Origin of the sequence: Jatrophihabitans lederbergiae (genome assembly GCF_031845305.1) — a bacterium.
GTDB lineage: Bacteria > Actinomycetota > Actinomycetes > Mycobacteriales > Jatrophihabitantaceae > Jatrophihabitans_A > Jatrophihabitans_A lederbergiae.
The window spans coordinates 1-24174 of record NZ_JAVREH010000053.1; the positions used below are offsets into that span (position 1 = coordinate 1).

The window sequence follows — 24174 nt, forward strand, 5'->3', positions numbered from 1 at the left end:
GGCAGCGACGGCGTCCGCGTCCAACGGGTCAACTCGGCGCGGTCCTCAGCGGGCATCTGCACGGCAACAGTCAACGACATACACCATGCTACCGCGAGGTACAGCTACTTCATTCACGCAACACTAGCACGACCGTCTCGGCGTCGGACTCCAGCGCGTCGTGACCGATGCCGAACAGAACCGGCCAGCCGTCCGTCCGGCCTCGATACCGTTCAGGCTGTCCTCCACGACCACGCATTCCGCGATGGGAACGCCCCATCGCTGTGCCGCGAGCAGGTAGCCATCAGGCGCGGGCTTACCGGCGCTGACGTCTGCCCGAGGTGACGACAACCTCGGGCAGATCGAGCCCGGCGGCAGCGAAGCGCGCCTGCGGCAGCGGCTTGGTCGCGGACGTGATCACCGCCCAGTTTCCCGGCAGCCGCGGAGCAGCTCCCGAGCACCCGGAATGGGCTGGGTCCGACCGGCGTCCGCGATTTCCAGCTCGTCGATCGCCCCGCTACCCGGTCCGGCTCGGGCAAGAACCGCGAAACCGTGTCGATCGATCGCCTGCCGTGCATGTTGTCCAGCACCGCGTCCGGGTCGAGGCCGTACTGTTTCGACCAGCTCACCCAGGCACGGGTGCCGCTGTCCTGGGAGTCGACCAGCACCCCGTCGGAGTCGAAGAGCACTGCTCTGCACGGATGTCGAACCGGACGCTCACGCCACCGTCTGCCATCTGCTCCGTCCGGGGCTTGTCCTTCATGGTCGAGCCCAGTCCAGGAGCGAGCGTCGCAGTCGAGGTCAGGACACCTCGCGCAGCGGGCCGTTGGCAACGTCGAAGACGAACCCCCCGGACGCTGTAGACATGCGGGATGCACGCGAGGACCGCGAGGTGCTTGGCCGGCGCCAGCGGCAGAGGTCCGTTGAAGCGCTCGTTGCTGGCCAGCAGGTCGTCGGTCACAGTCATCCGGGATCTGTTTCTGATGGTGGCGGATCGGTGGGCAGGCCAGCGGCGCGCCAGGCGCGGTAACCGCCGATCAGGTCGGTGGCGCGTGAGATACCGAGTGTTTGCAGCGCAGCTGCCGCCAGGCTGGACGTGTAACCCTCGTTGCAGACCACGATGGCCTGCAGCTCGTAGTCCGCGATCGGCAGTCGCGCGTCACTGGCCGGGTCCAGCCGCCACTCCAGCACGTTGCGTTCGATGACCACCGCGCCGGGCAGCGTCCCCTCGCTTTCCCGATCGAGTTGCGGGCGAATGTCGATCAGCACCGCACCCGCCTGCTGGGCTTCGCGGGCCTCAGCGGCAGACAACCGGGTCAACCGGGTCCGGGCATCGGCCAGCACCTCATCGATGTTGCGACGGCTCGGAAGTGTCATCGGGCGAGTTCCTCTTCCGGCGCGTTGCTCTGCACGGTACGCACGACTCGCAGGGTGGCGGGGTCGTAATAGTTCATTGCCCGGAGTGGCGGTGAGTAGGCGTGGATGCTGACCGCAGGTTCCGCTCCGACCCCGGTCACACCGGCAGTGAGCGAGGTTGCCGAGCCTGACCGGCGGACGTGCGAGCTGCGCACGCCGCTGTGGTCGACACGGATCTCGTTCAGGCTGCCCCGCACCACGGTGAAGGCAGCCGCCGAAGCTCCGTGGTCGTGCAGGTCGGTGTTGTGACCGGGCAGCCGCGACAGCCAGCGGTCCACGTCGGCCGCGACCCGTCGCACCAGACCGGCGAGGTCGGCCGGTGGCAGGCCGGGCGGGGTGTCGAGCAGTTCGGGCGGGGTGCCCAACAATTCGGACGTACCGAGAGAGAGCAGTTCGGACGTGCCGAGAGCAGAGTGCGGTCCGTCAGAGAGAGCAGTCATCAGAAGTTCCTCGGGCAGGTGCGACCGTGATGGTCGCCGGATCGGACAGGTCAGCCGAGGAACAGACACGCCATGGCCGTGACGCGGAGCAGGTCCACGTGGCGCCGAGTGACGAGGAACATGTCGATAATCCTACCCAGCGAGTAGGGAATGTCAAACGGCTCGGTGGCCGAATGGAACGCTGGAACTACTGGCTGGCAAGGATCAGACTTACGCGATGAGTGCTACGGAATCGGCGGCATCGCAAGGCGACGGCGTACGGCTCAGTACGGCGTCCGGACGATGGGTGCTGGTCGCGGCGGTGCTCGTTCGGGGTTGGCCGGGCGGGGTGTTCTTCCTGCTCGTGGTCGATCTTCAGGTCGTAGCCGGAACGGCATTGCTGCCGGTCACCGTCATCATGTTGCTGCTGTCCGCCCGGGGCGGAGCGCTGGTCGCTCGGATCGTCTTCGGCCTGGGCCTCTCACTGATCGTCGCCCCGCTCACCACCACCACCGTGCTCGCCGCAGCCGAAACCAGGCAATGATCCTCAGCGCGGCGCTGCTGATCCTCGGCGCCCTGCTCGCCGCGACGACCATCCAGAATCCCCGTCGCGCGGCACTGGCGGATCGCCGGCACTACTGCGGTATCGACGGGCCACCGCTGCGCTCGACGCTCGATCCGCCGCCGTCCGGTGGTGGGCAGCGTGGTGTCAGCCGCCGCTGACGACGGAGATCAGCCGCTGAACCTGCTCGCTCACCGCGTTCCGCGCCGGTGCCAGGTACTTGCGCGGGTCCACCAGGTCGGCATCGGCGGCAAGGGCTGCCCGGACCGCGTCGGTGAACGCCACGTTGAGGATCGTTCCGATGTTGACCTTGACGATTCCCGCCCCTACCGCCTGCGCCAGGTGCTCGTCGGCCACTCCGGACGAGCCATGCAGGACGAGCGGCTGCCCCACCGCCTCGCGCAGCCGGGCGATCAGGTCCAGGTCGAGTGCGGCTGTTCGCTCCACCATCGCGTGTGAGCTGCCCACCGCCACCGCGAGCGCGTCGATCCCGGTGGCGGCGACGAACTCCGCGGCCTCGGTCGGGTCGGTCCGGACACCGGGAGTGTGCGCGCCGCCCTTGCCGCCGACCGCTCCCAGCTCGGCCTCCAGGTACAGGCCGTTGGCGTGTGCCCAGCCGGCGGCGTCCCGGGTGGCCTCGACGTTGCCCGCGTAGTCGAGCTTCGAGGCGTCGAACATCACCGAGCTGAAGCCGGCATCGGCCGCACGATGGAGCAGCGCCTCGTCCTCGACGTGGTCCAGGTGCAGCGATACCTCGGCCGATGAGGTCCTTGCCAGCGCCGCCGCCGCCGCCGCGAGCGGAAACACGTTGCGCCGGTGATAGGCCACGGCGTTCTCGCTGATCTGGACGATGACCGGGCCGCCGGCGCGTTCGGCGCCGTCGATGACCGCCTCCACGTGCTCGATGGTGATGACGTTGAAGGCGGCGAGTCCCTGTCCGGCGGCCCGGGCCGCGTCCACGAGCCGGCGGGTGGAAGTGAGTGGCATGGGGTGAATCTCCTGGGTTCGCGAGCGGTGTGGTGGCGCTCACCGGGGTAGTTATCGAGTTGAGACTTGACGAACACGCCTACGAAACGCAACGCTATCCAACAATTCACAAGCAAGCAATGGTGGAACCCCAAGGGAGATACATCGGTGGCGTACCTGGTCGGTCTGGACGTGGGGACTACCTCGAGCAAGGCGGTCGTCTTCGACGAGCGCGGCGCCGAGGTCGCCCGTGGCCGGGCACGCACCAGCTGGCACACCGCCGACGGCCGCACCGAGGCAGACCCGCTGCAGCTCCTCACCTCAGCCCGGCACGCGCTGCGCGACGCCGTCCGCGAGCTGCCGCCGGGCTCGGTGGTCGCTGTCGGAGTGGCCAGCATGGGGGAGTCGGGGGTGCTGCTGGACCGGGGCGGCGAGCCGACCGGGCCGCTCATCGCCTGGCACGACACCCGGGACGAGTCGGACGTCGAGGACTTCGCCGCTGAGTTCGGCGCCGACGAGTTCGCCATCCGAACGGGCCTGCCGCTGCGGTCCCAGTGGAGTTTCACCAAGCACCGATGGCTGAATCGGCACTCTGCGTCGACGGTGGCCGCGGTTCGGCGGCTCGGGGTTGCCGAGTATGTCGTCCAGGACCTGGGCGGCGACGAGGCCAGTGAACTGTCGTTGGCCTCACGCACCGGCTGGCTGGACCTGACCACCAGGACGTGGTGGGAAGGGTCGCTCAGCTGGTCGGGCGCGACGGCCGGCCTGCTGGCACCGCTGGTGACGGCGGGAACCGCACTGGGCACCGTGACGTCGCCCGAGCTGCCGCAACTCGCCGGAGCCGTCCTGACCGTGGCCGGGCACGACCACCAGGCGGCTGCCATCGGGGTCGGCGCCATCGCCGCCGGAAACGAGCTGGATTCCTGCGGCACCGCCGAAGCTGTGATCCGCACCGTTGCGCCAGGTATGGCAACCGACGAGATCCTGGCGCTCACCCGGGCCGGCGTGACCGTCGGCTGGCACGCCCTGGCCGGACACTGGTGCCTGCTGGGCGGAACGCAGGGTGGCCTGGTGCTGTCCCAGCTGCTGGGGCGCCTGGGCGTCGACCGCGCCGGCCTCGCTGCCCTGGACGCCGAGGCCCTCGCAGCCGGAAGTCCCGCCGCCGGCACTCCCGCAGCCGGTGCTGCCGCAGCCGGCACGGTGATAGCCGGCACCAGCCTGAGCATCACCGGCGATGACAACCCGGTGGTGCACGGCGCGGACGACTCCACACCGGCCTCGGTGATCTGGCGAGCCGCTCTGGAAGAGGTCACCGCGCGGGCGTACCGCATCCACTCCGCGATGTCGGCCGTCACCGGCCCGCACAACAGGTTCGTGGCCACCGGTGGCTGGGCGCACAGCGCCGGGCTGCTCGAAGTCAAGCGCCGTGCCTTCGGACCGGTGCTGCGCTCGACCGTCGCCGAGGCCGGAGCACGCGGCGCGGCGCTGCTGGCCGGTGTCGCGGCCGGCGTCTATCGCGATACCGCCGAGGCGGTCAGCGCCACCGGCGAGACGGTCGAGCCGGCCTCCCCACGTGGCGACACAACACAGTGACCTTCAGCACCAGCGCTAGTCCATCGGAGGAACCTATGGCGCAACTCCTGTATGAAGCGCGCGGCATCGCCCGCCGTTACGGCCACGTGCATGCCCTGCGCGGAGCCGATTTCACGGTGTACCCGGGCGAGATCGTCGCGCTGATCGTCGACAACGGCGCCGGCAAGAGCAGCCTGGTGCGGATCCTGTCCGGAGCCGGCCACTCCTCATAATCAGCACCAAGGCGGATCATCGCAGCAGGGAGGCATCGGTGGCCACGACTCAGGAGTCCGGGGAATTCCCCCACCCCTCGGCAGAGGCCCGCAACGGCGCAGGCAAGACGCTGTACTCCGCGCAGCGTCAGCAGGCGATCATGCGGCGGCTCCGGAGTGAGGGCCAGGTCGACTCGGCTGAGGTCGCCCGGTCCCTCGAGGTCACCAACGAGACGGTCCGCAAGGATCTCATCCAGCTCCAGAAGCGTGGACTGCTCCGCCGGGTGCACGGCGGAGCGGTGCCGATCGGGGATCACAGCTACGAGTCGGACGTCGCCACCCGTACCCAGTTCTCGGAAGAGAAGCGACGGATCGCGACCGCGGCGCTGGCGCAGCTGCCGACCTCGGGCTCGGTGCTCGTCGACGCCGGCTCGACGATGGCCCAGTTCGCCGAACTCTTTCCCGACGATCGCGAATTGACAGTGTTCACCAACGCATTGCCGATCGCGTTGTCGCTGCTGGGCCGTCCGCACCTCACGGTGTTCACGATCGGCGGCCGGTTGCGCAGCAAGACCGTTGCGACGGTAGGTTCATGGACGGCGCGCATGCTCGAAGAAATCAACGTCGACGTTGCCTTCCTCGGCACCAACGGCATCAGCCTGGAACGTGGCCTGACCACGCCCGACCCCGCCGAGGCGCGGATCAAGAACCTGATGGCGCAATCCGCCCAGCGGCGGATCCTGCTCGCGGACCACAGCAAGTACGGCATGGTCAGCCTGGTCAAGCACGCCGACCTGGCTGATATCGAACTTCTCATCACTGACACCGGCCTGCCCGCGGCAGACGTCGCGCGGCTCACGCGGGCAGGTCTCACCGTGGAGCAAACGTGATCATCACCCTGACCCCCAACCCGAGCATCGATCGGACGTTGGTGGTGACCCGGCTCGTTCGCGGCCACGTGCACCGCGCGACCGCCGAGCACGAGGAACCCAGCGGCAAGGGCGTCAACGTGTCCCGGGCGCTGACTCGCAACGGCGTCGACTCCACCGCGGTGCTGCCGCTGGGTGGCGACGAGGGACTCAAGCTCGCGCGGCTGCTCGACGAGGAAGGTGTTCGATATCGCCCGGTGCGGATTGCGGGACCGGTTCGGGTCAACGTGTCGCTGACCGAGCCGGACGGCCTTGCCACCAAGGTGAACTCGCTCGGCCCGCTGCTCTCCGCCGCCGAGGTCGTCGCTCTCACGGGCGCCCTGGCGGAGCTCGTCGCCGCGGGTGACTGGGTGGTGGCCTCGGGCAGCCTGCCGCGTGGAGTCGAGGACGGCTACTACGCCGGCCTGGCCGAGGTGGTGCACGCCGCCGGTGCGCGGTTCGCCCTCGACAGCAGCGGCAGCGCGCTGCGAGGCGGCCTGGCCGGTCGGCCGGACGTCATCAAGCCGAACATCGAGGAGCTCGAAGAGGCGGTCGGACAACGGGTCACGACCGTCGGTGACGTGGTGTCCTCGGCCACCGCGCTGCTCGGACGCGGCGCCGGCTCGGTGCTGGTGAGCCTCGGTTCCGACGGCGCGCTACTGGTTACAGCCGACGGCGCCTGGCACGCGCAGGCCGGTGCGGTGGAGCCCAAGAGCACGATCGGCGCGGGCGACGCGCTGCTGGCCGGCTTCATCTCCGCCGGCGGCCACGGTCCGCAGGCTCTCGCCGAGGCGGTGGCCTGGGGCACTGCATCGGTGGGCGAGGAGGGCAGCCGGGTACCCGTGATCACCGACCGGCACCGCCGGGCCGTCGTGCTCTCCGACGAGCCGGGCCGCAACTCGCCGCTGTCCGAACGGGCCGCCCGCCAACCCGCCTGAACCGATCGTCCGGCCGCTCCCGGCTGCATGCTTCCTGATTGGATGGGGCCGTGGTCGAACAACGATGGAACATCAGGCACGGCTCGCACACCGCTACCGTCTCCGAGCGGGGCGGCGCCATCAGCGGGTACGCGGTGGACGGCGTACCGATCATCAGGGGCGTTCCCGACGGCGAGGTGCCGAGCGCCTTCGACGGGGCGGTGCTGGCCCCCTGGCCGAACCGGATCCGGGACGGCCGCTGGACGTTCGGCTCCGTTGCCCAGCAGTTGGCGATCACCGAGCCGGCCACCGGCAACGCGCTGCACGGCCTGCTCGCCTGGGTGCCGTGGCAAGTCGAGGACGCCTCGGACGACGGGGTCACCCTGACCGCGGTGGTGCTGCCGCAGCCGGGCTACCCGCTGTCGGTGGCCGTCTCGGTGACCTGGTCGGTCTCGGCAGCCGGGCTGAAGTGCCTGCTCGCGGTCCGCAACATCGGCGACGAGGCAGCGCCCTTCGGTGTCGGCACGCACCCGTACTTCTCGGTGGCCGGGCACGGCGTCGACGACCTGTCGCTGACCCTGCCGGCCGCAACCTGGATCGACACCGACGACCGGCTGCTCCCGGTCGCCCGCCGCGGCGTCGACAGTGCTGCGGGCGACAAGGACTTCCGCCGGTCCCGCTCGCTCCACGGCGTCAGCCTGGACACCGCCTTCACCGACGTCACCCGCAACCCGGACGGGACCAGCGCCGTTCGGCTGGCGGGCACTGACGGAACGCTCGAGATCTGGGCCGAAGAGGCGTTCGGCTGGTGGCAGGTGTACACCTCGGACTACTTCGACCCGGGCTCGGACCGGTACCGGCGCGAGGTCGCGATCGAGGCGATGACCTGCGGCCCCGACGCCTTCAACTCCGGACAGGACCTGATCGTGCTGGCGCCGGGCGCCCAGTGGCAGGGCTGCTGGGGAGTGCGGCCCCGCAGCTGAGGCTCAGGCGGTGTCGGCTCCCGGCAAGGTGCTCTGCCTGACGACCAGCCGGTACGGGATCAGGACTTCCTGTGGCTTCGTCTCCGGCGGTAGGCCGGTGATCTGGCGGGCAAGCAGGTCGACGGCGGCTTCGGCAAGCGCGCCCTTGTCCGGCGCGATGGTCGTCAACCGCGGCGTGCTGAACCGCGCTTCCTCGATGTCGTCGAAGCCCGTGACGGCGACGTCTGCCGGCACCCGCAGCCTCGCGTCGTGGATCGCCCGGATGGCTCCCAGGGCAAGCAGGTCGTTGAAGCAGACCACGGCGTCGGGCGGGTCCGGTAGCGCGAGCAGTCGGCGCATGGCGGCGTACCCGTCCGGCCGGTAATAGCCGTGCACAGTGGCGATGAGGTGCTCGTGCACGGGTCGGCCGGCGGCAGTCATCGCCTTGCGGAACCCCTGCACCCGCAGGGCCGAGGTGCTCTCGGCGTCGTCCTCGGCCCGCATCCCGATGGCCGCGACCCGGGTGCCGCCGGACTCGATCAGGTGCTCGGTCACCTCGCACGCGGCGGCCACGCTGTCGACAGCGACATGGTCCACTCCGCAGCGCATCAACTTCTCACCGAGCAGGACCAGTGGATGAGTGTCCTTGATGGCGGTGATATCCGCTGTCGTGATCGACAGCGGGCTGGCGATGGCGCCGTCGATCAGGTCGGACCGGATGCCCGCCACCGCCAGTTGCTCGTGGCTGCGCTCGCCACCGGTCTTGTCGATCAGCACCGTCCAGCCGCGCTGTTCCGCGGCGTCGACGATGTGGCTGGCGAGTTCGGCGAAGTAAGGCGCGTCGATCTCGGGCACGGACAGCGCGATGAGTCCGCTACGGCCGGTGCGGAGCCGGCGGGCCGAGGCGTTGGGCCGGTAGTTGAGCTCGCTGATGGCGGCCTCGACCCGACCGCGGGTCGCGACGCTGATGAACGGGTATCCGTTGACGACGTTGGACACCGTCTTGACCGACACGCCGGCACGAGCGGCGACATCCTTCAGGCTGGAGGGCACGAGTCTCCTTTCGGGGGCACACCGTTTCACCGCCCCGTCTCCAGAGTGTTTCACACTGGATCTTGAGGGTCAGCTATCCGCAACAAGCTTGACAACGCCGTCTACAACGTTGCAGAAGCGTGATACGCGGGATTCACGGGTACTACGGACTGTTTGCACGTCCCGGGGAGCTGATGGTGGTGACTCCCTGTGGCCGCCGGTAGCGGTTCTGCTTCACGCTGCCGCCCCGGCCAAGTTGGCGCGGCGCTGCAGGAGTTGACCTGACTCCGCGCGCCGCTGAGACGACAGTAGCCCATTTCCGCGATCAAGTAAACCGACCGTACGGTTGGTTTAATACGCCTCTCGGGCGAAAAGAACATTTGCTACTGATACCGGTTTGCACCCTCCGACCCGCTAGACTTCGGAAACCGGCAACACAGACAGAGAGGCAATGCCTGTGGCGATGCAGCAGCGTGCGGTCTTGACCCGCTCCCGGGTGATCTACGCCGCGGCTGAGGTCTTCGCGCGCACCGGCTTCCTGGCCGCGAGCATGAATGAGATCGTCGAGGCTGCGGGCGTCACCAAGGGCGCCGTGTACTTTCACTTCCCCAGCAAAGAAGCCCTCGCCGTCGCCATCGTCGAGGAGCAGTTCGCGCAGTGGCCCCCGGTGGTCGAGGCCATCATCGACAATTCGCCGAACTCCCTCATCAGCATCATCGCGCTCACCTACGAGGTGGGAACCCGCTTCCGCGACGACGTGCTGGTCACGGCGGGAGTGCGTCTCTCGTTCGAGAGAGAACTCGTCAAGGCCGACATGCCGGAACCGTTCATCGGCTGGACGACGGTGTTGCACGAGCTGTTCACCAAGGCTCGCCGTGAGGGCCTGCTCCGGCCCGGCGTACTGCCGGGTCCCGCGGCCCGCGCACTGCTGGGCGGCTTCTTCGGCGTGCAGCACGTGTCCGAGGTGCTGACCGGGCGCAAGGACATCGAGGTCCGCCTCGACGAGTTCTGGAAGCTGTTCGTGGTCGGCATCGCCGCGGATCCCGACTGGCCGGCCACCCAGAAGGCCGTTCGCCGCGCACGAACCCTGATTCAGCGCTCGCTCGCCCCTACTGCCGCCGCGCACGCGAACTGATCGAGGCACGTACCCGGCCGGGTCGAACGCCTCGCCGACTCAGCGGCTCAGTCGCAGGGTGCCGGCCGCGGTGACCTTCCCGCGCTGGCGTACCTCGAAGAGCGCAGTGCCGGTCAGGGCTGATAACTCGACCTCGAGGTTGGCCGCGGCATCGAGTTCGGTGAAGGCCGGGCAGTCCATCGAGCAGCCGAGCAACCGGGCGCGAAAGCCCGGGCGCATCGCCAGGACGGCCTGCCAGGCGGCATCGATGAGCACCATGCCCGGTACGTGGTCCAGCGGGTGGTCGAAGTACACCGGGTGGTCCACCGGCACCAGCAGTTGCCGGACGGCTTTCCGGCTGCCCGGGGCAACGACCTCTACTGCTGAGAGAACCGGGAACTGTGCGGCAATCAGGGAGTCGGCCTCGGTGCGGAAATCGGTCGGCTGTCCGGCAATCGACGCCGAGTGGGTTCGATCCGGCCCTGGTGCCTCCGGGAAGCGGTCCCGCCAGTCGTCCCTGAGACCGGACCGCGCACGGAATCGGGCGTAGCTGTCTGAAGGCAGCCAACGGATGGTGCCGGTGCCCGTCGCGAACGGCTGGCCGGCCGCCGACAGGAACAGCACGACGGTCATCCCCTTGAGGGCGGCGCCGCGCATGGTCACGTCCTCACAACGGACGCCGACGCTGACATCGGTCGCCGCGCCGAGCGCCCGAGGCTCGACCCGCGGGTCGAGCCGGAACTCGAGATCCCGCATCATCGATCGCTGCTCGGGGCCGACCCCGAAGGCGGAATGCGACAGTGCCAGGCCTACCTGGCGCACGGTCTCCAGCAACAGCATCGGGTCATGCCGGCCATCACTGTCAGGCCGGTACACACGGTGGGAGCGCGGCCATTGAGCACCGACAAGAAAGTCGGTGCCCGTCACCGGGACGATGTCGGTCAGCAGAACCTCGGACACGGAGTTCCGGTGGACGAGCGTGCGGTCGATGGTGGAATTCCACCGCAGTGCTCGATCAGCTGGAAAAACCGTGCCCGACGTACCCAACGCGCCTCCTGAGATTGCGGAATTCAAGCCGCAACGGACAGTATCCGTTCAGAAGCGAGCGCGGGTGTCTTTACATAAAGTAAACGTAAAGCACGATTTAGGCTAATCAGGTGTGTGCGGCCAATTCTCGGCTCAGCTGTTTTCGGCCAGGAAGGTGGCGGGGTCCACGTCCTCGGCTGAAATACCCTCCCCGTCCGGATGGGCGGCGTAGAACTGAATCCACAGGTCCCCGAGTCGGTCGCGCAGCTCACGGCTGACGTGCTTGCGGAAATCGGGCAGGCCCTCGTCCTCTTCTTCGGCCAGGTGCTCGCTGTTCTCGGTGCGGGCCCGTCCGACCGCTTCGTACCACTCCGAGCTGCCGGCCTCGTACCGGGTGGCGTCGGCGATGGCGTCCCGGATCGCGTTGTGGTCCTTGATCGCGTCCTCGGTCTCGTCGACGGCCTCGTCATCGTCGCCGCGCTTGAGCAGGGCGGGGTAGAAGATCGTCTCCTCGGCCTGGGCGTGGGTCTCCAGGCGCTGGGCGAGCGGACTCCAGACCTCCAGCAGGTCGGCGGGCTCGCGCGCGTCGTCGAGCCGGGCGAATTGCCGGCGGAACCATTCGTGGTCGTCCATGATGAGCGAAGTGATGTCAGGCATGGGTCCTACTCTGCCAGGCCGGATCGAATCAGGCGGCCGCTGTCACCACCGGTCCACTCCGGTGACGGCGAGCACGGCCTCGCCCGCCTCGTCGCTCGCCGCCAGGTCGACCGTCGCACTGATGCCCCAGTCGTGGTCGTCGTCCGGATCGTCGAAGACCTGCCGGACGAGCCACCTGCCGGCCTCCACAGTCACATGGAACAGGCTCGGCCCGCGGGCGTCGCCGCCGATGCCGATCGAGTCGTACTCGGCGTAGTACCCCTCCAGCGCCTCCTGCCAGGCCGCCGCATCCCAGTCGTCGGCGGCATCGAGCCGGCCAAGGTCGGCGTAGCGCCTGCGCGCGGCCAGCTCGACCCGGCGGAACAGGGCGTTGCGCACCAGGACGGTGAAGGCGCGGGTGTTGGCCGTCAGCGGCCGGGTCGGCGGGGCCACCTCGGACCGGCCGCCGGCCGCGCCCAGGTCCTCCGGGCTGGTCAACTGCGCCCACTCGTCCAACAGGCTCGAGTCGACCTGGTGCACCACCTCGCCCAACCACTCGGTCAGGTCTTCGACGCCCTCGGTCCGTGCCGCCTGCGGAACGCCCGCCCGCAGCGCTCGGTAGGCGTCGCTGAGGTAGCGCAGCACGGAACCCTCGGAGCGGGTCAGCCCGTAGAACGAGACGTACTCGCCGAAGGTCATCGCCCGCTCCCACATGTCCCGGACGACGGACTTGGGTGAGAGCTGGTGCTCGATAAGCCAGGGGTGGCCCTTGCAGTACATCGCGTACGCGGCGTCAAGCAGGTCGGCGAGCGGCTTCGGATGGGTGACCTCGTCGAGCAGCTCCATCCGCTCGTCGTACTCGATGCCCTCGGCCTTCAGCTGGGCCACGGCCTCGCCACGCGCCTTGAACTGCTGGGCGGACAGGATCTGCCGGGGGTCCTCCAGGGTCGACTCGATCACCGAGACCACGTCGAGTGCGAAGGTCTCGGAGTTCTCGTCGAGCAGCTCGATGGCGGCGAGGGCGAACGTCGACAGCGGTTGGTTCAGCGCGAAGTGCGGCGGCAGGTCCACGGTCAGCCGGACGGTGCGCCCGGTGGCGTCCGGCTCGTCCAGGCGTTCGACGACCCCGGCCGTCAGCAGCGAGCGATAGGCCTGGATCGCGCTGCGGACATGCCGGCGCTGCCGGGACGCGGGCTCGTGGTTGTCGGTGAGCAGCGACCGCATGGCTGCGAAGGCGTTGCCGGGGCGGGCGACGACGTTGAGCAGCATCGAGTGCGACACGGCGAAGTGCGAGGTCAGCGGCTCCGGATCCGCCGCGATCAGCCGGTCATGCGTCGACTTCGTCCACGAGACGAAACCCTCTGGTGCCTTCTTGCGCTGGACCTTGCGGCGCTTCTTCTCGTCATCGCCGGCCTTGGCCAGCAGCCGGACGTTCTCGACCTCGTGCTCGGGGGCCTGGACGACGACGGTGCCGGCGGTGTCGTAACCGGCCCGACCGGCCCGGCCGGCGATCTGGTGGAACTCCCGGGCCTGCAGGTGGCGGGTCCGCTGGCCGTCGTACTTGCTCAGCGAGGTCAGCACCACCGTGCGGATCGGGACGTTGATGCCCACGCCGAGGGTGTCGGTGCCGCAGATGATCTTCAGCAGGCCAGCCTGGGCCAGCTGCTCCACCAGCCGCCGGTATTTGGGCAGCATGCCGGCGTGGTGGACTCCGATGCCGTGCCGAACCAGCCGGGACAGGGTCTTGCCGAAACCGGAACTGAACCGGAAGTTCCCGATCGCCTCGGCGATGGCGTCCTTCTCTTCCCGGGTGCAGACGTTGATGCTCATCAGGGCCTGCGCCTGTTCCAGCGCCGAGGCCTGGGTGAAGTGGACGATGTAGATGGGTGACTGGCGGCTGTGCAGCAGCTCGCTGATCGTCTCGTGCAGCGGCGTGGTGGCGTAGTAGTGAAACAGTGGGACCGGCCGCTCGACGGAGCTGACGACCGCGGTGGGACGGCCCGTCCGCCTGCTCAGGTCCTCCGACAGGAACGTCATGTCGCCCAGGGTCGCCGACATCAGCAGGAACTGCGCCCGGCCCAGCTCCAGTAGCGGAACCTGCCACGCCCAGCCCCTGTCGGTGTCGCCGTAGTAGTGGAACTCGTCCATGATGACCAGTCCGATATCGGCGGTCCGGCCCTGGCGCAGCGCCAGGTTGGCCAGCACCTCGGCCGTGCAGCAGATGATCTCGGCCTGGGCGTTCACGCTCGCGTCGCCGGTCATCATGCCCACCCGGGACGATCCGAACACGTCGCACAGCGCGAAGAACTTCTCGCTGACGAGCGCCTTGATCGGTGCGGTGTAGAAGCTCCGCCGGCCGCCCGCGAGGGCCGCGAAATGCGCCCCGGTCGCCACCAGCGACTTACCGGAACCGGTCGGGGTCGCGAGGATGACGTTCGATCCGGAGACGATCTCGATCAGCGCCTCGGACTGCGCGGGGTACAGCTGCAGCCCCGTCCCGGCCGCCCAGTCGGTGAAGGCGTCGTACACGGCGTCGGCGTCCGCCCCGGACCAGTCCCGGCGGTCGAGCAGTGAGCTGAGGGACTGCGCGGAGGTGGTCATCACCGCTCAGCCTGCCCGATCCCGGCCCGGCTCACAGCAGCCGGGTGGGCAGGCGCTCCTCGACCACCGCTCCGTCCGGTCCCCGCTCGACCCAGTACGCCGACCGGTCGGCCTTCTCGGCGACCGCCTCTACGAACCGGGTACCCCGGTACAGCACGCCGGTCCCGTCGTCGGTGGCGTAGCCGGCGGGCAATGCCCCGCCGGCGATGAGGGACTGGAAGACCGGACGGCGCTGCTCCTCGGAGTCGTAGTGCACGCCGTTGGAGAAGGGCACCAGGCCCAGGCCGTTGGTGACGGGACGCAGCTCCGTGCCGAAGGAGTCGGTGGTACCGCCCTGGTGCCAGCAGATGGAGCCGGCCGAGACGCCGGTGAGCACCACGCCTGACTGCCACGCCTGGCGCATCGCCTCGTCCACCCCGTGCAGGTGCCACATCGCCAGCAGCCCGGCCACGCTGCCGCCCCAGACCCAGACCACGTCCTGCTCGAGCAGCAGGCCGCGGACGTCCTCCACATTGGGCATCGGGAACAGGGCCAGGTGGCTACCCTGCCAGCCCCGCAGCTGGATCGCCTCGTAGAAACTGCGGATCAGGTCCGAGCTGTCGCCCATCGCCGTGGCCAGGAAGCACACCCGCGGCGCCCGCCCGGAAACGCCGGCCAGCTCGACGGCGTAGTCGGTGAGCGGGCCGACCTCCCAGCGGACCCGGCTGGAGGCGATGGCACCGCCGGAGGTGGCCAGGATGGTCGGTTCGTCGGCAGTCATGGCACCGAATGTATCGCTCAGCTGCCGGTCGCCAGCCGGGCGGCGGCATCCAGGGTGCGGTGGTCGTGCTGCGGCCGGCCGGCCCCGGTCAGCCGCCGGCCACGGACTGGATGACGCGTAGCTGCTGCCCGTCCCCGACTGCCGTGGCGATCCCGTCGAGCTGGCGGATGTCCTCGCCGTCGAGGTACACGTTGACGTAGCGGCGAACCGCGCCGGTCTCGTCCCGGATGCGCCTGGCCAGCAGTGGGTACCTGCCGCCGACGCTGTCGAGCACGTCGGTCACGCAGCCGCAGGACGCCGACTCGACCAGCAGGGTGCGCTGACCACCGGCCACCGACATCAGCGTTCTGGGCAGCAGCACCGTTATGGACATTGCCTGATCCCGGTCAGCTCGCCAGCACCGCGGCACGCACGCACAGCACGTCCGGCAGGTTCGCGGCCACGGTGGCGAAGGTGGCTCCCTCGTCGGAGCTGGCGTACACCGACCCGCCCCGGGTGCCGAAGTAGACGCCGACCGGCTCCGCGGTGTCGACGGCGGCGGCGTCGCGCAGGACCGAGTTGAAGTCCGGCGCCGGAAGCCCGGCCTCCGACTGCGTCCAGCTCTTGCCGGCGTCCCGGGTCCGGTGCACCGCGAGCGTGCCACCCGGGGGAATCCGCTCGCCGTCCGCCTTCAACGGGATGACCCAGGCCGTTCCACCCTCGCGGGGATGGGTCAGCATCACGAACCCGAAGTCGGCGGGCAGGCCGTCGGCGATGGACTCCCACGTGTCGCCGGCGTCATCGGAGCGGTAGACGCCGTGGTGGTTCTGGGCGTACAACCGGTTGGGATCGACGGCGTCCCGTGCGAGCTTGTGCACGCACTGGCCGAACTCGGGATCCGGATCGGGCAGGAAATAAGCCGAGATGCCGGAGTTCCGGGGCTCCCAGGACGTCCCACCATCGGTGCTGCGGTAGACGCCGCCGGTGCTCATCGCAATGTGGACGGTGTTCTCGTCCAGCGGGTCCACCGCGATCGAGTGCGCCGCCGCGCCGCCGTAACCCTCGCCCCACTCCGAGCGGTGCGGGTGGTCCCAGAGGCCCCGGTTCAGCTCGAAGTGCTCGCCGCCGTCGATCGACTTCCACACCGAGATCGGCTCGCAGCCGGCCCACACCACGCCGGGCCGGTCGGCGGTGTCGGGTTGCAGCTGCCACACCCGTGCCAGCGCCGCGTCGGTGCCGGCCGGAAACCGGATCGCGCCGGAGTCGGGCTCCTGCCAGGTCGCGCCCAGATCGTCGGAGTGCGCGACGGTCGGCCCCCAGTGCTCGGACCGGACACCGACGAGGACGCGGGTCCGGCCCGCCCGGGTGTCGATCGCGATGCTCGGGATCTCGTTCATCAGGAAGTGCGGTTCGGACAACGTCCAGCTCGTCCGGTCGGTGCTGGTCGCCAGCCACAGCCCCTTCTTGGTTCCGATGGCCAGCACGGTCTGATTCGGGTTTCCGGCGTCCGGCAGTTCGGTCATGGGGACATCGCACCACCGGTCGCCCGCGTTGGCAATGGTCGTCAGCGCGGCGCTCTGCTCGGCTAGATTGGAGGGCGATGACTACGCCTGATGCCGCCCCCCAACCGTCCTTCGCCGATCTAGGAATCGACGAGCGTGTCCTGCGCGCCCTGACCGACGTCGGGTACGAAAATCCCTCGCCCATCCAGGCAGCCACCATCCCGCCGCTGATGCACGGCCGGCACGTCGTGGGCCTGGCTCAGACGGGCACCGGCAAGACAGCGGCCTTCGCCGTTCCGATCCTGTCGCGGATAGACCTGAGCCAGAAGACCCCGCAGGCGCTGATCCTGGCACCGACCCGCGAGCTCGCGCTGCAGGTGTCCGAGGCGATCGGAAAGTACGCCCACTACCTGCCCGGCCTCAACGTGCTTCCCATCTACGGCGGCCAGAGCTACGGGGTGCAGCTGTCCGGCCTGCGCCGCGGCGCCCACGTGATCGTCGGAACACCGGGGCGGGTCATCGACCACCTCGAGAAGAAGACGCTGGACCTCACGCAGCTGCGCTTCCTGGTGCTCGACGAGGCCGACGAGATGCTGCAGATGGGCTTTCAGGAGGACGTCGAGACGATCCTCAAGGACACTCCCACCGACAAGCAGGTGGCCCTGTTCTCGGCCACCATGCCGTCCTCGATCCGGCGGATCTCGAAGAAGTACCTGACGGACGCCGCGGAGATCACGGTCAAGTCCAAGACGGTGACGGCGGCGAACACCCGCCAGCGCTACATCCTGGTGGCCAACGCGCAGAAGATGGACGCCCTCACCCGGGTGCTCGAGGTCGAGTCGTTCGAGGCGATGATCATCTTCGTCCGGACCAAGCAGGCGACCGAGGACCTGGCCGAGCGGTTGCGCGCGCGGGGCTTCGACGCCGCCGCTATCAACGGCGATCTGGTTCAAGCACAGCGCGAGCGGACGATCGGTCAGCTCAAGAGTGGCGCTCTCGACATTCTGGTCGCCACCGACGTCGCCGCTCGCGGCCTCGATGTCGACCGGATCAGCCACGTCGTCAACTACGACATCCCGCAGGACGCCGAGTCCTACGTGCACCGGATCGGCCGCACCGGCCGGGCCGGCCGCTCCGGCGACGCGCTGCTGTTCGTGACACCGCGCGAGCGGCACCTGCTGTCGGCGATCGAGCGGACCACGCGGCAGCCGATCTCGGAGATGGCGCTGCCCTCGGTCGAGGACGTCAACACCACCCGGGTGGCGAAGTTCGCCGACTCGATCACCCAGAGCCTGGCGTCACCGGAGCTGGCGTTCTTCCGGGGACTGATCAACGACTACGAGCAGGAGCACAACGTGCCGGTGGCCGACATCGCCGCCGCGCTCGCCGTGCTGTCACAGGATGACAAGTCGTTCCTGCTCAAGCCTGAGCCCCCCGCGGTCAAGCGCAAGAAGGACCGCGAGCTGAACCAGTCCGGTGAGCGACGCCCGACCACCGGTGACGCGCGCAGCTCCGTCCGGGTGGCAGGTGCTCGCCGGCCCCGGTCGGACCAGCCGATGGCGACGTACCGGATCCGGGTCGGGCGGCGGCACCGGGTGCAGCCGGGGTCGATCGTCGGCGCGCTGGCCAACGAGGGTGGCCTGAATCGCCAGGACTTCGGGCACATCGACATCCGCATCGACCACAGCCTGGTGGAATTGCCGGCCGACCTGTCACCGCAGACCCTCGACGCGCTGAAGAACACCCGCATCTCGGGCCAGCTGATCGAGCTGACCCGTGACTCGCCCGTGGCGGGCCGCCGGGACTCCCCGGAGCGGTCGAGCGGGTATTCCAAGCCGCGCGACTGAGGGCAGCAGCTCACGCCGCCAGTGGTGCGGCGCCGGCGATGAAGTCTTCGGTCACCAGGATGTTGGCGGCACGCAGCGGGCTATCGGCGATCCATGCCTCGTCGCTGCCGCGAATAGATGGGTCGAACAGCGGCCGCCGGTGTGGGCGCGCCTGCAGCACCGCGCTCAACGCCCGCACCAGCAAGGGAGACTCGCGCTCGAGGTTCACGTGGGACGTGACCAGCGCCCAGGCCGGTCCGTCGCCGTCCGGGACGATGCCCAGCAACCGGGTGTCGAAGCGGCGCCGATGCGCGTCCGGCAGCGACAGCTCGGCGATCAGGGGCTCACGCCAGCCCCGCTCCTCGGCCTCGACCGTGAGCGTCACCCGCACCTGCTCGGGGCCGAACTCCGCTGCCAGTGCCCCGGACGTGTACGCGGCAGCCAGCGCGCCATAGCAGGATGAATACTCGAAGGTCAGCAGCCGGGTCATCGCAGTCGCCTCTCACGCGGTCGGTGACCCATTGCACCGTGCGCGTGTGACGGCCGTATGACGCCGGGGTGACAGCCGGGAAAGGGTGGGTGGCTCAGCCGGCTGGGACCCGGTACGGGTCTGGCATGTCGACCGGTGGAGTGACCGGGTACCCCGGTTCCTCGGAATGCCGCCGGGCCAGCGGGACCAGCAATTCCGCCAGCCGGCCAGCAGCCTCGGACCCCAGGGCCTGATACGGCACCGCCGCCAGCCGATCGGTCTCGGCCTCCAGGCGGCTGCGATGCGCCTGTCCCCGCCCGGTCAGCGCTCCGTCCGCGGTCACCAGCCCCCGGCCGGCCAGCGTGTCGATGCCATGCCGCCACTCGTCCTCGGACCACTTCCGTCCCGATCGCATTTGCTCGGCCGGGTACTTGCCGTAACCGCAGGCGAGGATGAGCGCCTGCACCGAGTCGAGCCCATCAGCGACCAGCAGCGCGACGTGGGCGTCCCCGCGGTGCTCGCGCAGGGTGGTGAGGGACTGCCAGAACGCCAGGTGCGGTTGGCCCGGCAACGGCAGCGCCTGGTTGGCGGCAGCCATCGGACGGCCCAGCGTCGGCAGGGTGGCGACCGCCTCCGCCGTGAGCTGGGTGAGTTCGGCAATCCCCGGATCATCGGCCACCCGCTCGCCCCAGATCCGCCGGTAGAGCCGGTCGGTGACCTCCATCCGAGCGGTGATAAAGCGCTCGGGCGGGGCGACGGCCCAGACGTCGGGCAGCGCGCGTCGCAGCATCGCCGGTGAGAAGCTGACGAACAGGGCGGCGGCCGCGTCCGGGCCCACCGCGCCGAGCGGGGCGGCGCGGAACCCGAAGTACCCCATCCACAGGCCCTTGCAACCCAGCGCGTCCGTCGCGGCTCGCGACTCGGGCGCGAAGTAATTCAGATTGTGGACCGTCTCGCTGAGCCAGTAGATGCGACGGATGTCGGCAAGGTCAGGTTCCATGCGGTGGTTCTATCACGAGACCGGTGGGACACGACGAGTTCGGCCGAGAGCGCCGCGCGATCCTGAGCAGGAACAGCGGTGCGCGGCGGCGCTGGCTATGGTGGGTTTCGCGACCTTGGCAGAGAGGCGGCACCCGTGGCTGCATCAGTGAATCCCGACCGGTCCGAGTGGGACGTCATCGTGATCGGTGCCGGCGCCGTGGGCGAGAACGCCGCGCAGTACGCGACACAGTTCTCCGATCTCGAGGCGGTGATGGTCGAGGCCGAGCTGGTGGGTGGTGAGTGCTCCTACTGGGCGTGCATGCCCAGCAAGGCCCTGCTCCGGCCCATCGAGGTGCTCCACAACGCCCGCAACCTCGCGGGCACCCAGCAGCTCGTCGGGGACCGCGCTCTGGACGCCGAAGCCGTGCTGGCCCGGCGGGACAAGATCATCAACAACCTGGACGACAGCTCACAGGTGAAGTGGGCTCTGGACACCGGCATCGACGTGGTTCGCGGCTACGGCAGGCTGTCCGGTGAGCGCGAGGTTACCGTGACCACGGCCGACGGCGGCCGCCGAGTGCTCACCGCCCGGCATGCCGTGGTGCTGGACACCGGCAGCGTCGCCGCGGTGCCGCCGGTGCCCGGGCTGCGCGAAGCCAAGCCCTGGACCTCCCGCGACGTCACGAACCTGCACGAGGTCCCCGACCGGGTGGTCATCGTCGGTGGCGGGGTGGTGGCCTGTGAGGCGGCGACCTGGCTGGTGGGCCTGGGCGTTCGAGAACTCACTGTCATCGAAGGGGAAGGCCGGCTACTCGCGAAGAACGAGCCGTTCGCCGGGGAGCTGATCGAGCAGCAGTTTAGCGCCGCGGGCGTCACTGTGCTCACCGGGACGAGAGTCGAATCGGCAGAGCGGGCCGAGGTGAACGACGCCCCGGACGGCCATCTGCACGGCGGCGAGGTCACCCTGACCCTGACCGGTGGAGAGACCGTGACCGCCGACGAGGTCGTCGTCGCGGCGGGGCGCAAACCCAACAGCGACGACATCGGGTTGGAGTCGGTGGGGTTGCGGCCGGGCGGGTACATCGAGGTGGACGACCACCTCTCGGTGACCGGCGTCGACGGCGAATGGCTCTATGCCGTGGGGGACGTATGCGGACGAGCGCTGCTGACCCACATGGGCAAGTACCAGGCCCGCATCGCCGGCGAGGTGATCGCCGCGCGGGCAGTCGGCACGCCGCTGAGCGAGGAGCCGTTCAACATCTACACCGACGTGGCCGACCACGACCAGGTTCCGCAGGTGACCTTCACCGATCCGGAGATCGGCTCGGTGGGGATCACCGAGGCACAGGCGCGCGATCGCGGCCTGGACGTCGTCACGCTCGAGTACGACCTCGCCGCGCTGGCCGGAACGTACGTGCTGCGCGACGACTACGTCGGGCGGGCGAAGCTGGTCATCGATCGAGCGCGCGACGTCCTGCTCGGCGCGACGTTCGTGGGCACCGGCATCGCCGAGTTGACCCACTCAGCCACCGTGGCCGTCGTCGGCAAGGTCCCACTCGCCGTGCTGTGGCACGCGGTTCCGTCCTATCCCACCGTCAGCGAGGTATGGCTCCGGCTGCTGGAGGCACTCAACAGTCAGCGTCGCGGCTGAGCGCTGCTCGTCCTGGTATGCCACGGCCAATTCAGGACTCTCACGGCGGTGGCTTCGGCCCGGTACCGCGACAGGTCCGGCTCGAGTGCCGCCGAGCTTGAGCGGGCGCTGTTCCGGCCGATGAGGGTGAGGTGGGCACCGAGGTTCGGCGATGAGTGACATCCTGGCGGCAGACGCCCTCGATCAGGTGATTTCGGGGCGAATGATCCGCGCTGTTTTCCAGCCCATTGTCGACCTGGACAGCGGCTCGGTGGTCGCGTATGAGGCATTGTCCCGCGGGCCGGAGGGGCCGCTGGAGGCTCCGGATCGCCTCTTCGACATCGCCCGTGCGGTCGGCCGCCTTACCGAACTGGACGAGCTGTGCCGGCGGACCGCACTCGAAAGCGCCATCGCCATCGGGATGTTCGCGCCGCTGACGCTGTTCGTGAACGTGGAGCCGGCGGTGCTCGACTCGGCGCGGCTGGAAGAGCTCGTTCTGCTGGCCGAGCAGGCACCCGGCGAGCTGCAGGTCGTCCTGGAGATCACCGAGCGTGCCATCGGCGAGCGCCCCGCCCAGCTGCTGGCGACCGTGTCACGGCTGCGCGCGGCGGGCTGGCGGATCGCGCTCGACGATGTCGGTGCCGACGACATGTCACTGGCCTTCATGCCTCTGCTCCGTCCCGACATCGTGAAACTGGATCTGAGCCTGGTGCAGAAGCGTCCCGGCCCGGCCGTCGCCGAGATCATGAACGCGGTGAACGCCTATGCCGAGCGCAGCGGCGCGGTGCTGCTCGCCGAGGGCATCGAGGACGAGAAGCACCTGGAGATCGCCCGGGCCCTCGGTGCCCGGCTGGGTCAGGGCTGGATGTTCGGCCGGCCGTCCGCCAGCCTGTCAGAAGCCCTGCCGGTCGGTGGCCTCGACCTTCCGCCGGCAGTCGTGCCGACGTCGAACCGCTCGCCGTTCGGCTGCCTGCCGCCCGAGGTGCCGCTGCGCCGGTCGACCAAGCCGCTGCTGATCGAGCTGAGCAAGTTCCTGGAACGAGAGGCGATCCGCTTCGGCTCGACCTGTCTGGTGGTGGCGGCGTTCCAGGAGGCCAAGCACTTCACTGCGGACACCGCACACCGTTACCGGGAGCTGGTCGAACGGGTGGGTTTCGTCGCCGCCATCGGACAGGGCCTCGGTCCGGAGCCGGTATGCGGGCTGCGCGGGGCGGACCTCGATCCCGATGACCCCATGCGCAGCGAATGGAACGTGATCGTGCTCGCACCGCACTTCGCTGCCGCGCTGCTGGCCCGCGACCTCGGCGACTGCGGCCCCGACCTGCAGCGGCGTTTTGAATTCGCGCTGACCTATGACCGTGCAACGGTTGTCGCCGCGGCGCACACCCTGCTGTCACGGGTGCGTTCGAGCGGTCTGCCCGAGTCGACTTTCGCCATGGCCGGACAGCTGCCACCGCCGCGATTGGCTGGAATGACGCCAGATTCGTACCGGGAGGCTGTCGATTCCTTCGCCCAGTTCGATGTGCGGCTCGAACGGCGCAACGGTACCGCCGAGACCACGCTGCGACGCGCCCTGGCGGCGACCACCAACGGCGTCACCATCGCGGATGTGACGCGTCCGGATCACCCGTTGATCTATGTCAACACGGCATTCGAGAAGCTGTCCGGCCTGCGAGCCGAGGACGTGCTCGGCAGCAACTGCCGAGTCCTGCAGGGTCAGGACACCGATCCTGAGGCCATCGAGCGGATTCGTGAGGCCATCGCGGACGGGCGCGAGGCTCGAGAGACGATCCTCAACCACCGCGGGTCGGATCGGCTGCCCTGGTGGAACGAGATCTTCCTCGCCCCGGTGTTCGACGACGACGCTCATCTCGTGCAGTACATCGGCGTACAGAACGACGTCACGGCAAAGGTCGAGGCGGATGAGCAACTGCTGCACGAGCGGCGGCGGTCCGCGCGCTACCTCGCCGAGGTGGAGGCGCTGGCCTTCCGCGATCCGCTCACCGGCCTGCTGAATCGCCGGCGGCTGCAGGACCTTCTCGAATCTGCTGTGCTGCACGCCCAGGTCAACGGCACCGGCCTTGCGTTGCTGTACCTGGACGTGGACCACTTCAAGTCGATCAACGACCGGCACGGCCATGCCGCCGGCGATGCCGTGCTCACCGCCACCGCGTCCCGGTTGCAGGCGAGGCTGCGCCGAGGCGACCTGATAGCGCGGCTGGGCGGCGACGAGTTCTTGGTGATGCTGCCGGGCCTGGACGCCGATCATTCCGCCGCCGAGGCGCAGCGCATCGTCGCGCAGTGCCTCACCGCGCTGGCCGAGCCGATCGAACTGGCTGATGGGTCTGCATCGGTGACGGTGAGCATTGGCGTCAGCAGCTATCCCGACGATGGTGACACCTTCGACGCACTCGTGCACGCCGCCGACCAACGGATGTACGCGACGAAGCCGACCAGAACGCGGGCCAATTAATGCTCAACCGGCAATACTGACCGTCAAGGCACTTGGGTGCTGTGGAGAGTCAACTTTCCGGGGGTTCGGATGCAACATCAGCTTCTGGCCTGCTCGAACTGTGACCGGGACCTGACCCCGAGTAGTGGACACGCTCAATCCCTGCTTCGGTGGGGTGGAAGCGAGATGATCCACTCATGGCGAGGAAGAACTACTCCGAGGAGTTTCGCCGCGACGCTGTCGAGTTGTATCG

General features: G+C 69.1%; 24 protein-coding genes. 11 read left to right on the forward strand and 13 right to left on the reverse strand.

What is annotated here, in order from left to right; translation table 11 throughout:
* Window positions 1-123: 123 nt before the first annotated feature.
* The 3 genes from RM423_RS25930 to RM423_RS20710 all read right to left on the reverse strand — a co-directional run bounded on the left by RM423_RS25930 (window position 124) and on the right by RM423_RS20710 (window position 1835).
* The gene (locus tag RM423_RS25930) at window positions 124-330 is read right to left on the reverse strand and encodes an HAD family hydrolase (RefSeq protein ID WP_396327814.1); all 207 of its coding nucleotides are present in this window, start codon (window positions 328-330) and stop codon (window positions 124-126) included.
* Between the two features lie 612 nt (window positions 331-942).
* Complete coding sequence (locus RM423_RS20705; RefSeq protein WP_311424944.1) at window positions 943-1356, reverse strand: rhodanese-like domain-containing protein; 414 nt, start codon at window positions 1354-1356, stop codon at window positions 943-945.
* The gene (locus RM423_RS20710) at window positions 1353-1835 is read right to left on the reverse strand and encodes a cupin domain-containing protein (protein WP_311424945.1); all 483 of its coding nucleotides are present in this window, start codon (window positions 1833-1835) and stop codon (window positions 1353-1355) included. The genes RM423_RS20705 and RM423_RS20710 overlap by 4 nt, the downstream gene beginning before the upstream one ends.
* Window positions 1836-2052: 217 nt before the next feature.
* Between RM423_RS20710 and RM423_RS20715 the strand changes: the two genes are divergently transcribed.
* Window positions 2053-2358 (forward strand): hypothetical protein, encoded by a 306-nt coding sequence (locus RM423_RS20715; protein ID WP_311424946.1) that lies wholly within the window; start codon window positions 2053-2055, stop codon window positions 2356-2358.
* Window positions 2355-2537 carry a hypothetical protein gene (locus tag RM423_RS20720; protein WP_311424947.1) on the forward strand — a complete coding sequence of 61 codons (183 nt, stop codon included), beginning with the start codon at window positions 2355-2357 and terminating at the stop codon, window positions 2535-2537. Before RM423_RS20715 ends, RM423_RS20720 begins: the two co-directional genes overlap by 4 nt.
* Here the strand turns inward: RM423_RS20720 and RM423_RS20725 are convergent.
* Window positions 2524-3363: a class II fructose-bisphosphate aldolase gene (locus RM423_RS20725; RefSeq protein WP_311424948.1), complete on the reverse strand. Its 840-nt coding sequence runs from the start codon at window positions 3361-3363 to the stop codon at window positions 2524-2526. The genes RM423_RS20720 and RM423_RS20725 overlap by 14 nt on opposite strands.
* A gap of 147 nt (window positions 3364-3510) precedes the next feature.
* Between RM423_RS20725 and RM423_RS20730 the strand changes: the two genes are divergently transcribed.
* From RM423_RS20730 to RM423_RS20750, 5 genes are read left to right on the forward strand one after another with little or no spacing between them, the layout of a single operon-like run.
* Window positions 3511-4935: an FGGY-family carbohydrate kinase gene (locus RM423_RS20730; RefSeq protein ID WP_311424949.1), complete on the forward strand. Its 1425-nt coding sequence runs from the start codon at window positions 3511-3513 to the stop codon at window positions 4933-4935.
* 35 nt (window positions 4936-4970) lie between these two features.
* On the forward strand, window positions 4971-5147 hold the full coding sequence (locus RM423_RS20735; protein WP_311424950.1) for an ATP-binding cassette domain-containing protein: 177 nt from the start codon (window positions 4971-4973) through the stop codon (window positions 5145-5147).
* Between the two features lie 38 nt (window positions 5148-5185).
* Window positions 5186-6016, forward strand: a complete 831-nt coding sequence (locus tag RM423_RS20740; protein WP_311424951.1) for a DeoR/GlpR family DNA-binding transcription regulator — start codon at window positions 5186-5188, stop codon at window positions 6014-6016.
* Window positions 6013-6972 (forward strand): 1-phosphofructokinase, encoded by a 960-nt coding sequence (pfkB, locus tag RM423_RS20745; protein ID WP_311424952.1) that lies wholly within the window; start codon window positions 6013-6015, stop codon window positions 6970-6972. The genes RM423_RS20740 and pfkB overlap by 4 nt, the downstream gene beginning before the upstream one ends.
* A gap of 50 nt (window positions 6973-7022) precedes the next feature.
* On the forward strand, window positions 7023-7934 hold the full coding sequence (locus tag RM423_RS20750; RefSeq protein WP_311424953.1) for an aldose 1-epimerase family protein: 912 nt from the start codon (window positions 7023-7025) through the stop codon (window positions 7932-7934).
* A gap of 3 nt (window positions 7935-7937) precedes the next feature.
* Here RM423_RS20750 and RM423_RS20755 read toward each other — a convergent pair whose 3' ends face one another.
* The gene (locus RM423_RS20755) at window positions 7938-8966 is read right to left on the reverse strand and encodes a LacI family DNA-binding transcriptional regulator (RefSeq protein WP_311424954.1); all 1029 of its coding nucleotides are present in this window, start codon (window positions 8964-8966) and stop codon (window positions 7938-7940) included.
* Between the two features lie 442 nt (window positions 8967-9408).
* Between RM423_RS20755 and RM423_RS20760 the strand changes: the two genes are divergently transcribed.
* A complete protein-coding gene (locus RM423_RS20760; RefSeq protein ID WP_311424966.1) occupies window positions 9409-10080 on the forward strand; it encodes a ScbR family autoregulator-binding transcription factor in 672 nt (223 codons plus the stop codon).
* Window positions 10081-10119: 39 nt separating this feature from the next.
* Here RM423_RS20760 and RM423_RS20765 read toward each other — a convergent pair whose 3' ends face one another.
* The 6 genes from RM423_RS20765 to RM423_RS20790 form a co-directional block, all read right to left on the reverse strand.
* Window positions 10120-11133: a ScbA/BarX family gamma-butyrolactone biosynthesis protein gene (locus tag RM423_RS20765; protein WP_311424955.1), complete on the reverse strand. Its 1014-nt coding sequence runs from the start codon at window positions 11131-11133 to the stop codon at window positions 10120-10122.
* A gap of 105 nt (window positions 11134-11238) precedes the next feature.
* Window positions 11239-11742, reverse strand: a complete 504-nt coding sequence (locus tag RM423_RS20770) for a hemerythrin domain-containing protein (protein ID WP_311424956.1) — start codon at window positions 11740-11742, stop codon at window positions 11239-11241.
* A 42-nt stretch (window positions 11743-11784) separates the two neighbouring features.
* Complete coding sequence (locus RM423_RS20775; RefSeq protein WP_311424957.1) at window positions 11785-14322, reverse strand: DEAD/DEAH box helicase; 2538 nt, start codon at window positions 14320-14322, stop codon at window positions 11785-11787.
* A 31-nt stretch (window positions 14323-14353) separates the two neighbouring features.
* On the reverse strand, window positions 14354-15082 hold the full coding sequence (locus RM423_RS20780) for a Type 1 glutamine amidotransferase-like domain-containing protein (protein WP_311424958.1): 729 nt from the start codon (window positions 15080-15082) through the stop codon (window positions 14354-14356).
* Window positions 15083-15170: 88 nt separating this feature from the next.
* On the reverse strand, window positions 15171-15455 hold the full coding sequence (locus RM423_RS20785) for a MoaD/ThiS family protein (RefSeq protein WP_311424959.1): 285 nt from the start codon (window positions 15453-15455) through the stop codon (window positions 15171-15173).
* A gap of 13 nt (window positions 15456-15468) precedes the next feature.
* Window positions 15469-16584 carry a WD40/YVTN/BNR-like repeat-containing protein gene (locus RM423_RS20790; RefSeq protein ID WP_311424960.1) on the reverse strand — a complete coding sequence of 372 codons (1116 nt, stop codon included), beginning with the start codon at window positions 16582-16584 and terminating at the stop codon, window positions 15469-15471.
* A gap of 77 nt (window positions 16585-16661) precedes the next feature.
* Here RM423_RS20790 and RM423_RS20795 point away from each other — a divergent pair, with 77 nt between their 5' ends.
* The gene (locus RM423_RS20795; RefSeq protein WP_311424961.1) at window positions 16662-18410 is read left to right on the forward strand and encodes a DEAD/DEAH box helicase; all 1749 of its coding nucleotides are present in this window, start codon (window positions 16662-16664) and stop codon (window positions 18408-18410) included.
* Between the two features lie 10 nt (window positions 18411-18420).
* Here RM423_RS20795 and RM423_RS20800 read toward each other — a convergent pair whose 3' ends face one another.
* Together RM423_RS20800 and RM423_RS20805 are read right to left on the reverse strand one after the other, a co-directional pair.
* Window positions 18421-18879 (reverse strand): hypothetical protein, encoded by a 459-nt coding sequence (locus RM423_RS20800; protein ID WP_311424962.1) that lies wholly within the window; start codon window positions 18877-18879, stop codon window positions 18421-18423.
* A 94-nt stretch (window positions 18880-18973) separates the two neighbouring features.
* The gene (locus RM423_RS20805) at window positions 18974-19858 is read right to left on the reverse strand and encodes an SCO6745 family protein (RefSeq protein ID WP_311424963.1); all 885 of its coding nucleotides are present in this window, start codon (window positions 19856-19858) and stop codon (window positions 18974-18976) included.
* A 135-nt stretch (window positions 19859-19993) separates the two neighbouring features.
* On the opposite strand from RM423_RS20805, the gene RM423_RS20810 reads away from it, so the two are divergent.
* Both RM423_RS20810 and RM423_RS20815 read left to right on the forward strand, forming a co-directional pair.
* Complete coding sequence (locus RM423_RS20810; RefSeq protein WP_311424964.1) at window positions 19994-21490, forward strand: dihydrolipoyl dehydrogenase family protein; 1497 nt, start codon at window positions 19994-19996, stop codon at window positions 21488-21490.
* A gap of 151 nt (window positions 21491-21641) precedes the next feature.
* Window positions 21642-23942 (forward strand): diguanylate cyclase domain-containing protein, encoded by a 2301-nt coding sequence (locus RM423_RS20815; RefSeq protein WP_311424965.1) that lies wholly within the window; start codon window positions 21642-21644, stop codon window positions 23940-23942.
* The last annotated feature ends 232 nt before the right edge of the window (window positions 23943-24174 follow it).